10 protein-coding genes are annotated in these 12350 nt (G+C 60.6%); all 10 read right to left on the bottom strand.

The features are described from left to right. Positions 1–13 precede the first annotated feature (13 nt). Positions 14–727, bottom strand: a complete 714-nt coding sequence (gene icmH / locus AB4O40_RS06295; protein ID WP_409079355.1) for a type IVB secretion system protein IcmH/DotU — start codon at positions 725–727, stop codon at positions 14–16. Further along, on the bottom strand, positions 724–2067 hold the full coding sequence (tssK, locus tag AB4O40_RS06290; protein ID WP_046042543.1) for a type VI secretion system baseplate subunit TssK: 1344 nt from the start codon (positions 2065–2067) through the stop codon (positions 724–726). Before tssK ends, icmH begins: the two co-directional genes overlap by 4 nt. Then, positions 2064–2819 carry a type VI secretion system lipoprotein TssJ gene (gene tssJ, locus AB4O40_RS06285; protein ID WP_082562940.1) on the bottom strand — a complete coding sequence of 252 codons (756 nt, stop codon included), beginning with the start codon at positions 2817–2819 and terminating at the stop codon, positions 2064–2066. Before tssJ ends, tssK begins: the two co-directional genes overlap by 4 nt. 23 nt (positions 2820–2842) lie before the next feature. Continuing rightward, complete coding sequence (gene tssH, locus AB4O40_RS06280; RefSeq protein ID WP_056723975.1) at positions 2843–5446, bottom strand: type VI secretion system ATPase TssH; 2604 nt, start codon at positions 5444–5446, stop codon at positions 2843–2845. Then, complete coding sequence (gene tssG, locus AB4O40_RS06275) at positions 5443–6513, bottom strand: type VI secretion system baseplate subunit TssG (protein ID WP_056723977.1); 1071 nt, start codon at positions 6511–6513, stop codon at positions 5443–5445. Before tssG ends, tssH begins: the two co-directional genes overlap by 4 nt. Continuing rightward, positions 6477–8309, bottom strand: a complete 1833-nt coding sequence (tssF, locus tag AB4O40_RS06270; RefSeq protein ID WP_414917616.1) for a type VI secretion system baseplate subunit TssF — start codon at positions 8307–8309, stop codon at positions 6477–6479. The genes tssG and tssF overlap by 37 nt, the downstream gene beginning before the upstream one ends. Continuing rightward, the gene (tssE, locus tag AB4O40_RS06265; RefSeq protein WP_034150988.1) at positions 8309–8791 is read right to left on the bottom strand and encodes a type VI secretion system baseplate subunit TssE; all 483 of its coding nucleotides are present in this window, start codon (positions 8789–8791) and stop codon (positions 8309–8311) included. Before tssE ends, tssF begins: the two co-directional genes overlap by 1 nt. Positions 8792–8816: 25 nt before the next feature. Next, on the bottom strand, positions 8817–10319 hold the full coding sequence (tssC, locus tag AB4O40_RS06260) for a type VI secretion system contractile sheath large subunit (RefSeq protein ID WP_056723981.1): 1503 nt from the start codon (positions 10317–10319) through the stop codon (positions 8817–8819). A gap of 10 nt (positions 10320–10329) precedes the next feature. Next, positions 10330–10863 (bottom strand): type VI secretion system contractile sheath small subunit, encoded by a 534-nt coding sequence (tssB, locus tag AB4O40_RS06255; protein WP_007978739.1) that lies wholly within the window; start codon positions 10861–10863, stop codon positions 10330–10332. A gap of 68 nt (positions 10864–10931) precedes the next feature. Further along, a complete protein-coding gene (locus AB4O40_RS06250; RefSeq protein ID WP_056723983.1) occupies positions 10932–11684 on the bottom strand; it encodes a hypothetical protein in 753 nt (250 codons plus the stop codon). Positions 11685–12350 lie beyond the last annotated feature (666 nt).

The following is a 12350-nucleotide window of genomic DNA, read 5'->3' as shown; positions in this document are numbered from 1 at the left end:
ACCTGACCTGTTTTCAGGCACTGAACAGCTGGCTGATTTGTTCGGACAATGCGGCCAGGTCTTTGCCCAGCAACCAGTCCAGCGTCAGGTAGACACCCGCGCAGACCAGCGCAATCAGCGCCAGGTAGAGCCAGAGGGGCACCTCATGGCGCAGCATCTGCGAGACCTGGTCGGGCAACGCCCAGTCAGGCGAGAGGGCCTTGGGGGTCTTGCGAAAGCGCGCGATGTCCTGGCCCAGGGTATTGGCCAGGTAACGCAGCTGGTCCTTTTGCCCGAGGCTGAACTTGCCTTCGAAACCCAGGGCCAGGCACAGGTGGTAAACCTCGAGCACGTCGAGGTTCTGTTTGACGTCGCCACGCAGTGCATCGATTTTTTCGAAGAAACCTTCGCCGGCCAGGTGCACGCCGAAATAGCGGAACTGCAGCGGCTGCAATTCAAAGTGCCGGCGCAACTCGTTGTCCCCGGAGCGCAACACGCTTTCATCGAGGAAGGCACACAGGGCGTACTGGGTGTCTTTCACCTGTTCAACGCTGTAGTTGGCGCCACGGGCATCGCGTTCCAGCGCCTTGAAGAAGGTGTCGACGCTCGCCTCGAAGGCGCTGACCGAAGTCACCTGGCGACCCTTGCGCACGATCAGCGCCATGCTGATGAAATCCTGCACCAGATCTTTGAGGGTCGGTTTTTCACGGGCGGCCGCAACGGCGCCTTGCAGTACGGCTTCGGTCATTTGAGTACCGCCATCAGTTCAAGCTTGAGGTTGGTGAACGCGCTGGGCGCATAGAAAGAGATGGCCTGGGCACTCATCATTCGCTCGTACACCCGGCCATGGGGTTCGATGGAGAAGTAGTGATTGTCCAGTCGCACCGGAATCGCATTGGGCAGGCGTGTCGAGTGATTGAGGGTCACGCCTGGCATGGCGCTATTGACCACCACTTCGATGTCTTCCGGCGAGCCGACCTTGAACGCTCGTGGCACCAGTTCCAGCAGGCTCGCCCCCGGCATGTCGGCGTGCACGGAGATGTAGAAGTCCGCCTCCGCCAGTCGTGGGTCGTGCAACTGCCCTTGCCAGTACGAGGGTTTGGTCTGGGTCAGGTTGATCACCACACACTGGTTCGGCACCACGTTGTCGAGCAGCACGCGAATCATTTCGTCGAGCTTGACCAGCGAGGCCGCCGGGTCGTGGTGGTCGTACTCGGGGATGTCGTTGAGCTGGGTGTCCAGCGAGAACGTCAGCAAGCCGCCGGCGAGTTCGGCCAGGAACAGATACAAGCGCTCGGGGTGCAGGCGTGGATGCGCAAGCAGGTGGGCCAGGGCCGGGTGGGCACGGTTCACCGTGTTCAACAGCCAGAACAGGGTCACGTCACTGGAGCCGAACTCGGCGATCTGGTCCGCGCGCTCGCGGCGACGGCCCGACAGCGCCTTGCTCTTGGATTGCAGGGCGCCGAGCAAACGCTTGCCCAGTCCGATCAGGGTGTCGTGGGTGCCCAGGTGCAGCGTCGGGTGCACAAAATGCCCGTCGAGGTTGAAGCCACCGATGTTGTTGCGCGACAGCCGGGCAATCGGGCACCAGGTGTAGCCATCGAGGTTGTCGCCGTCGATCAGCATCACCACGTTCAGGCGCAGGCTGGTGATTTCGTTTTCCAGGTCGCCTTCGTTGAGGTCCGGCAAGGTGTCGAACTGCTTGCGAAAGCGTCGCCCGGTCTTTTGTTCCTGGCCGTCTTCGACGTAATTCAGGCCGAAGGGCTCCGGCAGCTTCAGCGCGGCGTAGACCTTCAGGTCGTTACCCTTGAGCAAATCCTTCAAGTCACGAGCCGCCGGCAGCGGGTCGTGCTGCGGTGCGTCGAACAGGCTGCCGTCGGGGAACACCAGCTTCAGCCGCTTGAGTTGCAGGGAGCCGGTGGCGAGGGCTTCCTCGTCCACTTCCAGCAACTGCACGCCCCAGTGAAAAGGCGTGTTGCGCAGGGTCGCCTGCGCCAGCTGATGCTGGTGGAACTCATCCTGATACTGGAAATGTTGTGGCAAAAGGAACATGCCTTCGGACCACATCACCCGGCTTTGCTTACTCATTGAGCGCCTTCCAATAATGAATTCAATTTCGAGTCCACGGCTTTTTGCGCAGAGCCAACGGCTTTGTCCTGGACCTTTTGCACCACGGCGTCCTGAACACGTTCGGTCAGTGTCGGTTCGGCAGACGGGTCGGGCTGGGCGGTGGCCTTGGCCAGTTGCTCCTGGGTCTTGGGTTTGTCCAGGACATCGACACCGCTGACGGCGGACACGGTGTTGTTGTCCACCAGCACCCGCAGACCGTCGGAGGAGAACCAGATGCCGTCCTTGCGCAGGGAGTTGGCATCAAACGCGACCTTCCAGTGGCTGTTCTCGTCGGTGCGGAAAAAAGCCGCGACACCGACATAGCCTGCCGCCTTGTTCAGCGGCCACTTGTCGACTTGCCCCATGCCCGGCAACAGGGTGATTTCGCGGTTTTCGATCAGCGTATTACCGAGAGCCTTTTGCGGGTCGTCCCACAGCGAGTCGGCATCCACCGAGGCAAAGCGCTCCAGCGACGTCAGCTGGTACACGCGCAGCACCACCGAAAGCGGTTTGCCGGACGCGTCGGGATTGAGCTGGTTACCGCCGTCGGACGTCAGGATGACTTTCTCGTTGTCGTCGAACAGCATGTCGCCGGCCCACGTGTCGTCCACGCGCTTGCCGACCCGGTCGGTGACGCCACAGGCGCTCAGTACCGCCATCATCGCCACCGCCGTCAGGCATTTGGCCAATGCCGTTTTCGCGGGACGCTTCCCTGAATATCTCTTGTCCATGACCACTACCTGTAAATGCCCGATCAGTTCAGGCGATAGGCGAAATCGCCGTCGCTGCCCAACTCGATGTTCAAACTCTGAATCGGTTTGTCCTGCGCCATGCGCTCCAGCACCCGCTGCGCCAGTTCCGGCATCAGGGTCTTGGACAGAATGTTGTCGATGTTGCGGGCGCCGCTGTCGACTTCCGTGCAGCGCGAGGCAATGGCCTTGACCAGCGCCTCGTCATAGCTCAGGACAGCCTGATGATTACGCTCGAAGCGCTGGCGAATGCGCGCAAGCTTGAGTGCGACGATGCGCTCCAGAATCGCGTCCTTGACCGGGTAGTAGGGGACGATGGTCAGGCGGCCGAGGAAGGCCGGCTTGAACACCTGGTTCAATTCGTCACGCAGCCCTTCGACGATATCTTCCGGCGTCGGTTGCGGCTGGGCATTGAGGCACCACTGCATGATGCGGTCGGTGCCGGTGTTGGACGTGAGGATGATCACGGTGTTGCGGAAGTTGATCTCGCGACCTTCGCCGTCATCCAGCACGCCTTTGTCGAACACCTGGAAAAACAGTTCGAGCACGTCCGGGTGGGCCTTTTCCACTTCATCGAGCAGTACCACGCTGTAAGGCTTGCGCCGCACGGCTTCGGTCAGCACGCCGCCCTCGCCATAGCCGACATAACCCGGAGGCGAACCCTTGAGACTGGAGACGGTGTGGGCTTCCTGGTACTCGGACATGTTGATGGTGATGACGTTACGCTCGCCGCCGTACAGGGTGTCGGCCAGCGCCAGTGCGGTTTCGGTCTTGCCGACGCCGCTCGGGCCGAGCAACAGGAACACGCCGATCGGTTTGTTCGGGTCTTCCATGCGTGCGCGGGAAATCTTGATGCGCTTGCCGATTTCCTGCAGTGCGTGGTCCTGGCCGAGCACCCGTTCGCCCAGCAATGCCGGCAGGCGCTGCACGGTGTCGATTTCGTCGCGCAGCATCTTGCCCAGCGGGATGCCGGTCCAGCCGGAGATCACTTCACCGATGGTGCCGCCATCCACCAGGGCATGCACCAGCGGTTGCTCACCCTGGACGCTGGCCAGTTCGGCGCGCACCGCGGCAATCTCCTGGGTATCCGGTGCCTGATTTTCCGGATGGCTGAGGGCGCCGAGTTTTTCCACCAGTTGCAGCTCGCGTTGCCATTGCTGTTCGAGGGCATCGCGGGCCTGCTGTTCGCTCAGCAGTTCGGTGTTGAGGGCGGTCAGGCGGCGGGCATGGTCGCTGCCTTTGGCGGCTTCCTGTTGCAGTACCGAGATCTCCGCCTGCAGATTGTCGATCTGGCGCTTGCAGTCTTCCAGCGGCCCCGGCTGTGCCGATTGCCCCAGGGCGACCCGGGCGCAAGCGGTGTCCAGCACACTGACGGCTTTGTCCGGCAGTTGGCGCCCGGTGATGTAGCGATTGGACAGGCGCACGGCCTGCACCAGCGCTTCGTCCATCACCGTGACTTTGTGATGTTCCTGCATCTTGGCCAGCAGGCCGCGCAGCATGTGGATCGCCTTGTCTTCGTCCGGCTCTTCGACCTTCACCACCTGGAAGCGACGGGCGAGGGCGGCATCTTTCTCGAAGTACTTCTTGTACTCGGCCCAGGTGGTCGCCGCGATGGTGCGCAATTCGCCGCGAGCCAGGGCTGGCTTGAGCAGGTTGGCGGCATCGTTCTGCCCGGCCTGGCCGCCCGAACCGATCAGGGTGTGCGCTTCGTCGATGAACAGAATGATCGGGTGCAGGCTGCGCTTGGTTTCTTCGATGACTGACTTGAGGCGGTTTTCGAATTCGCCTTTCACCCCGGCACCGGCTTGCAACAAGCCCAGGTCCAGGGTATGGATGGCGACACCTTTGAGCACCGACGGCACGTCACCCTGGATGATGCGCAGGGCCAGGCCTTCGACCACGGCGGTTTTGCCGACGCCAGCCTCACCGGTGAGGATCGGGTTGTTCTGGCGGCGGCGGGTGAGGATGTCGACCATCTGCCGCACCTCGAACTCGCGACCCAGTACCGGATCGATCCGGCCTTCGCGAGCGCTTTGCGTGAGGTTGATGGTGTACTGATCGAGGGCCGGTGTCTTGCCGTTGCCTTTGACCGGGCTGGTGTTGGCGGCTTCTGCAGTGCCCAGCGGTTTGGCCAGGGCCGATTCGGCGCTGCCTTCCACCAAGGCGTTGAGGTTCACGCGCAAATCGTCGGCGTTGATCTTCTCCAGCTCGGCCGCCCCCGCGATCACCACCCGGCGCAGTTCGTCGTCATCGAGCAAAGCCTGCAACAGATGACCGGTGCGGATCTGTGCCTGGCCGAACTCGATGGAGGCCAGGACCCACGCCTGTTCGATCATGCGGGTCAGGTGCGGCGACAGCGCCGGGGTGCGCGTATTGCCCTTCTTGAACGTCCCCAGTGCCGTCACCAACTGCGCCTGCAAGCGCTCAGGCACCACGTCGTAATGACGCAGGATGGCCGGCAGGTCGTTGTCGTGGCCGTCGAGCAATTGCAACAACAGGTGCTCGATTTCGACATCGTAGTGGTGTTCCGACAGACACAGTGCCGCGGCGCTTTCGGTGGCGGTACGGCTGGTGTCGTTGAGCTTGGCGAACAGGGACTTCAGGTTCACAGGGAGATCCCATCAAAAGGAATGTGGAAGAGCGCGCAACGGGAGGGTTCCACGTCGACGCCTGGTCGTTTGAGCCAGCCGAGCCGGCCCAGCGAAAGATTGCCCTGGCGACCCAGGCGGGCGACGGGTACGGACTGCGGTTTGAGCTTTGGCGCCAACTGGAAATCGAGTTCCGCGCCCACATAGAAACGCACCAGTTCCACCAGCTTCCGGTAGTCCTCGGTGCCTGGCTGGAAGCGTTGATAGTCGGCCAGTTCCAGCGGGCCCATCTCGATGCGCACGCACGACTGATAGTCCCAGACCCGATTGCCGGCGACGGCGCTTTGCCCGAGCACGGCGTTCTTGCGCCCCAGTTGCGTGCATTGGCTGGCGTCGAGTTTCAGCCAGCGACCGGCAAACGGCTTGACCTTGAATGGCAGCGAAAAATAGAAAGCCAGCATCACTTCCAGGTTCAACGCGTTGCGTGGCTTCTGGGCGAACAGGCCGGAGAAATAGCTGAACAATTCACGGCGCAGGGGCGAGCCTTGTTTGTCGAATTTCTGCTTCTGCGCTTCGGGGCCGAAACCCACCAGGTTGAGCAGGTAGCGGTCGAAATCCGAGGTGCCGTTGCGTTCGTACTCGATGTAGAACTTGTACTTTTGCCAGGCCTCGTAGAACAGCGTGGTCATGCGGTGCGAAAAGATGTCGAGGAACGCATGGGCCGCGTCATCCCGGTACTGGATGTGCCGCTCGATCAACAGCTCGGTGTACGGACGCGGCAACACGCCCGACGGCCCGACCAGCCCCATGAAGGTGACTTGCATCTCGGACAGCGGCAGGCCGGCCACGGACACCTTGCCTTCACGCTCGAATTGCAAATCGCTGACTTCACTGGCCGGGAAGTTGAGCGACAGCTGCGAGCGAAAACGCAAAGGGTCTTCGTGCGGTCGGGTTTGCAGGTCCATGCGCCCGGTTCTGCTGTAATGCAGGCGAAGCAAGCGCACCAACTGGAAAAACTCGAATCGGTGCGGCTCAGCCCGTGCCTGGTCGATCAGACCAGGGGTTGATCGCCGGTTCGCGGTGGCCATTGGACGACTCTCTTTTCGCGCTGCAAGGTGCGAAGGGTTAATTGGGTAAAGCTGTTCATCGAGCAGTACTGACCAAAGAAGTGATCGAGCACCATGCCGAACAAAAACACACCGCTGCCGGTGTACTGGCTTTCATCGAAATTAAGGGTGATGCCGACGCCGCGCACGAAGTTCGGCCGCGGGTGGCCGATGCGCGCGACCACAGGTTCGCTGCTGACCGAGACGATGCCGTTGATCTGTTTGCGGATCGCCGACACGTTGCGGTAGTTGTAGAGCGACAACAGCTCCAGCAGCACCTCGCGACCGCGGGACACCAGCGACATGTGGTTCAGCGACAGGTGCGAAATCAGCCGCCAGATCACCCCGTTGCCCAAGGGCACCCGCGCGGTGGCGGTGGGCTTGCGCAGGCAGCGGATGTCCTTGATCACCGAGTTACCGGGGATATTGAAATCGCCGCGCTCGCCGCCGAACGGCAACATCAGGGGCAGGTCACGGTTGCTGCAGGTCAGGCGGATGCTCAACGCATCGTTGTTGGCCTCCATCAACCCCAGCTCGCGATCCACCACCCGGATAAACACGTTCGAGCCATCGCGCTGGCCGCTCTGTACCGCTCGGCGCCGGGCAATCCAGAAGCTTTGGCCCGGGCCCTGATCGCCACGGGGTTCGAAAAACGGATGGCAGGTGCCGACCTGATCGATGCCGCCGACCTTGCGCACGCGCCGCACGCGATCGATGGACACCACTTCGGCCGAGCCTTGCAGGCGCACATCCGGCGTCACTGCGTATTCGTGCTGGGCGTGGGTCAACTTGATCGGCTCGGCCTGCTGGCGGAACAGGTTGATGATCGGCGTGCAATTGAGCTTGAAGTTATTGCGCCCGATGTTTTGCGTCAGGCGCGCCAGGCGGTCGCTCAGGTCGTAGTCGGAAAAGTAGAAATTGACCTCGACTTTCTCGACGTCCTTGCCCGCCAGAATCCGCGCAAAACCCGACAGGTCGAAGAACATGAATTTGTCGGGGAAGGTGAAGTATTCGTGCAGCAGGCGGTAGCCGAGGAACGAGCGCTCGGAGTAGTCCACCAGGCCTTCGTCCAGACCGTAACCGACGGCTTTCAACGCGTTGGCCGGCAAGACGACCTCGCGGGTGCGCCCCTGATCTTCGAAGCTCAGCGTGGCCTTGGCCAGGTTGTTGAACAGCAGTTCGTACAGTTGCAGCATCAACGTGCTTTCGCCGTCGAGGAAGAACCGCAGGCTGTCCAGTTCCAGCTTGCCGAACAACACGTCGGAGGTCGCCACCAGGCCGATGCGCAGGCGCGCGACCAGGTCAGCGCTGTGGCCGTTGAACGCCGAGCGTTCCATCTCGATAAACGATGCCTGTTGCACCGACACCGGCCACAGCTCGACCGGGTAGCAGGTGCGGAATTTACACACCACGCCATCGATCGGGTTGGCGCTGAGTTCGGTATGCCGGGGCACACGGAAGGCTTCGGTGACTTTTTCCTGCTTGCCCAGATTGAATTCGACGATCGACATCGACGGGGTAGGGCGCAGGTAATGCGGGTACAGCACCTCGAGAAACGACTCGACGATTTCCGGCAGCTCGTCGTCGAGTTTTTTGTGCACCCGCGCTGACAGGAACGAGAAGGCCTCGATCAAGCGCTCGGTATGCGGGTCTTCGCAGTTATCGCCCTCGATGAGCAACCGCGAAGCGATTTTCGGGTACTGGCTCGCGAACTCCTGGCCCAAAAAGCGCAGGTGCGACAGTTCCTTTTCGTAATAGGGCAGCAGATCGTCGAGCATCAGTTGAGGTTCTGCACTTTGTATTCCTGGGTGTTGACCTGCAGCACCGCGTCGAAGGACACCTGGCGGGTGACGTCTTGCAGGCGCAGGACCGCGTCCACGCGAAAGGTCAGCATGCGTTGGCCGGTCTGTTGGGCGAGCAGTTGCACTTTGACGCTGCGAAAGCGCCGGTCGCCGACCGTGATCGCTTTCTCCAGTTGCCGCTGGATCAACAGGCGATCCTTCGGATCAAGCACGCTGCGGCTGGTGAAATCCGGCATGCCGTAGTCGAGGATGCTGCCGCTCAGGTTGACGAAACCGTCCAGCTCGTTGGCGACCAGGGACTGGCGGGTGTTGACCAGGATTTCCAGGTCGCGAACGATGCTGGCCTTGTAATCGGCCAGCGAACACAAGCGCTGCGATGACGCTTCGATGGACTGATGCGGACGATCGTCCAGCAATCGGTCCAGCAGTGATGGCAACAGCTTGTGTTGACTGGTCATGGTGCCTCCCTGGCAATGTGCCCGATCAGCCGCGGGTCGATTGCGGCAATTCAGCGACCAGGCGCAACGAAGCGGTCAGCTCGTCCAGTTGGTAGTGCGGGCGCAGGTAGGTCACGGCCTTGTACACCCCCGGCTTGCCCGGCACCTCGAACACCTCGGCGCGGGCTTCGCGCAACGGGAACTTGGCCTTGGCTTCCTGGCTCGCGGTGTCGTCCAGCAGCACGTAGCTCGACAGCCACTTGTTGAGGAACAGCTCGACGTCCTTGCGCGAGGCGAAGCTGCCGATCTTGTCGCGCATGATCGCCTTCATGTAGTGGGCGATGCGCGAGGTGGCGAAGATGTACTGCAACTGCGCGGAAAGCCGGGCGTTGGCATTGGCGATGTCGGTGTTGTACTGCTTCTGCTTCTGCGCCGACTGGGTGCCGAAGAACGCGGCGTAGTCGGTGCCCTTGCAGTGCACCAGCGGAATAAAACCGAGGTCCGACAGCTCTTTTTCACGGCGGTCGGTGATGGCGATTTCGGTCGGGCACTTGAGGGCGATTTCACCGTCATCGGTCTTGAACGTGTGGGTCGGCAGACCTTCCACCAGGCCACCACCCTCGACACCACGGATCGCCACGCACCAGCCGTAACGGGAAAACGCATCGGTGACCCGGGTGCCCAGCGCGTAGGCGGCGTTCATCCACAGGTATTTGTTGTGGTCGCGGCCATCGACGCTTTCGACGAAGTTGAATTCCTCGACCGGCGTGGTATCCGGGCCGTAAGGCAGGCGACCGAGCACGTGGGGCAGGGTCAGGCCGACATAACGGGAGTCTTCGGAGGCGCGGAACGACTTCCACTTGGCGTATTCGACGGTGTCGAAAATCTTCGCCAGGTCCCGTGGTCCGGACATGTCGGTGAACGAATCCCAGCCGAACAGCTCAGGCGAGGCCGCCGAGATGAACGGTGCGTGGGCGGCCGCGGCGACGTGGGAAATCTCTTCGAGCAGGTACATGTCTTCCGGGCTGCGGTTGAACTCGTAGTCACCCAACAGCATGCCGAACGGTGCACCGCCGAAGGTGCCGTATTCTTCTTCGTAGATCTTCTTGAACAGCGCGCTCTGGTCGAATTCGGAAGCGGCCTTGAGGTCACGCACCAGGTCTTTCTTCGACGCATTGAGCAGGTGGATCTTCAGCGTGGTACTGGTTTCGGTCTGGTCGACCTGATACTTCAGGCCGCGCCAGGACGCTTCCAGCTGCTGGAACTCACTGGCGTGCATGATCTCGTTCATCTGCTCGGAGAGCATCGCGTCGATCTCGGCGATGCGCGCATCGAGCACGGCGATCAGGTCCTTGCTCGGCGTCATTTCGCCTTCCAGGATCTGGTTGACCAATTCACCGATCAGGTCGCGGGTGCGGGTGCGCTCGGTCTCGGAGCGGGCCACGCGGCTTTGCGAAATGATGCTGTCGAGCAACGAGGATTGCGCGGTGAAGCTATCCACTTCAACCAGCGTGCTGTCCTGTTGAGTCACGGTTTGCTTGTCGTTCATCGTCAGGCTCCTACGCTTTGCCGTCGGTGGCTGGAACGGCGGCTTCACGGCCGAATTCCTTGCCCAGGGTTTTCAACTTCTCGGTGTTCTGCAACACGTCCATCAGCAGCTCTTCGAGCTTGTCGTTGCCGCCCATCTTGTTGCGCAGGTCCGCCAGCTTGTTGCGCACTTCCAGCAGCTTGCGCAGCGGCTCGACCTGCTTGACCACGTTCTGCGGTTCGAAGTCTTCGAGGGCGTTGAAGTTGAGCTCGACGCCCAGCTGCGTGCCGTTCTTGGCCAAGGTGTTGTCGACGCGGTAGGTCAGGCGCGGCTTGATACCCTTGAGCACGCCGTTGAAGTTGTCGCGGTCGATGAAAATGAACTTGCGGTCCTTGAGCTTCGGCAGCGGCTCCAGCGGGTTGCCGGAGAAATCGCCCAGCACACCGACGACAAAGGGCAGCTCTTTCTTTTCCTGAGCGTCACCGATATCCACGTCGTAGGTGATATGGACCCGAGGCGCGCGAACGCGGTCGAGTTTGTGCTGGGTACTTTCCTTCTTCGCCATCGTGATCTCCTGTGCGATCAATTCGCTGCAAGTCGTTTGCGTGTCGGTCCAATGCCTGGCCGGGCGCGTTACATTCCTTCGATCGTCAGCAGCAGGCGCTGACGGATTTCATCGTTCATTTCCATGATGTTGGCGTGACCCACCAGCTCTTCGAAGCTGGTGTTGCCGGCGATCTGGGTACTGCTGCGGATCACCGCCTCGTCGGGCAGTTGCGAGCGAACCGGCGAGCTGATGACGCAGAAGGGCAGGTCGCCGAACTCCTTCAAGCGTTCGAAACTGACGGGAAAACGCAGGCCTTCGAGCAGGCGGCTGATGCCGGGCGACTTGCTCAGGCAGTAGAACAGCACCAGGTAATGCACCACGAAGCGGTACAGTTCGGCGCTGCTGCGATTGGGGTCTTTGATGACGGTGCGAAAACGGGCCAGGTCGAACGAACTGAAGCCCACCACCCAGCGCACGGGGCTGGTGATGCGAATGGATTGGCCGCTTTGGGACAGCACCTTGTCGTACTCCAGCGCAAACAGTTGCGGAGTGGTGCTGAGCAGGTTGAGGGGCACTTCGAGTTCGTTGACCAGCTGGAACGGAGCACCCGAGCCGATGCGGTCGTAGAGCTCCTTGAGTTCCTTGAAGTGGTGCTGGGTTTCGCGGCCGCTGCTGCGTTGCGCACCCTGCAGGTACTCACCGAAAAACGCTTGCGGACGGATCAGCAAAGCCAGGGTCGCCAGGTAGTCCGAAGCCTGCGCCTTGAGCGCATCGGAAATGGCCCGGGTCTGGCTTCGCAGCTTGATCAATGCTTCAACATCAAAAAACGTCTGAGTCATCGGTACATCGTCCTTGAACACTGCGCGACGACTACCCGGATATACACGGGAGTACGTGCGCAGCGACTAATTTCTCGATTGAACGTCTGTTCACGAGTTGTGATTGCTGATGTTTCACATCAAAAAATCACACTGCCAGGAATCATTGGGAGTGCGATGCTGGCATATGGATATCGAGTTGCCAGTAACGTCGTGTATGGCAACAGGATGTGTAGGAAAGTTCCTACGAGGCGGGGATTTTTTCTTTTTTTGTTACGTGTCGCAATGATGTCTGGTTGCCATCATTTGCCGGATCTGAATGGCGGAAGTGTCTGAAACCCAATAAATTCAATGGTTTCAGGCAAATAATGGATCCAATTTTTAATTGAAAAAAATTGAAAAAAGGTGAACCGGTTCACCCAATGCCCGCTTGATGATCCGCTGAGGAAAAGGTTGAAGGATAAGTGTCATATAACCGGCAAGGAAGTGATGGCATCTCGAGGTGTCCGGGATATACGAGGCGTCCATTCCATTGCTGAACGAGTGTTCGGGCACTATGGCGTTACATATCGACGATATTTCTGTATAACGCGCCAGGTACGACTGCGCCCCATAACTTTCATGTCGGGCCGTGCAATAGCGTGAGGGCTTCCGGGCCTTTGTTAAATGGAATTTATGCGCGCCACG

The sequence above is a fragment of the Pseudomonas sp. S2_F07 genome, assembly GCF_054668325.1.
This window is presented reverse-complemented; position numbering and strand designations above follow the sequence as displayed.

Bases quoted from the DNA above. Each gene is read 5' to 3' on its own strand.
- icmH (WP_409079355.1), bottom strand. From the start codon at position 727: ATGACCGAAGCCGTACTGCAAGGCGCCGTTGCGGCCGCCCGTGAAAAA.
- tssK (WP_046042543.1), bottom strand. From the start codon at position 2,067: ATGAGTAAGCAAAGCCGGGTGATGTGGTCCGAAGGCATGTTCCTTTTG.
- tssJ (WP_082562940.1), bottom strand. From the start codon at position 2,819: ATGGACAAGAGATATTCAGGGAAGCGTCCCGCGAAAACGGCATTGGCC.
- tssG (WP_056723977.1), bottom strand. From the start codon at position 6,513: ATGGCCACCGCGAACCGGCGATCAACCCCTGGTCTGATCGACCAGGCA.
- tssF (WP_414917616.1), bottom strand. From the start codon at position 8,309: ATGCTCGACGATCTGCTGCCCTATTACGAAAAGGAACTGTCGCACCTG.
- tssE (WP_034150988.1), bottom strand. From the start codon at position 8,791: ATGACCAGTCAACACAAGCTGTTGCCATCACTGCTGGACCGATTGCTG.
- tssC (WP_056723981.1), bottom strand. From the start codon at position 10,319: ATGAACGACAAGCAAACCGTGACTCAACAGGACAGCACGCTGGTTGAA.
- tssB (WP_007978739.1), bottom strand. From the start codon at position 10,863: ATGGCGAAGAAGGAAAGTACCCAGCACAAACTCGACCGCGTTCGCGCG.
- AB4O40_RS06250 (WP_056723983.1), bottom strand. From the start codon at position 11,684: ATGACTCAGACGTTTTTTGATGTTGAAGCATTGATCAAGCTGCGAAGC.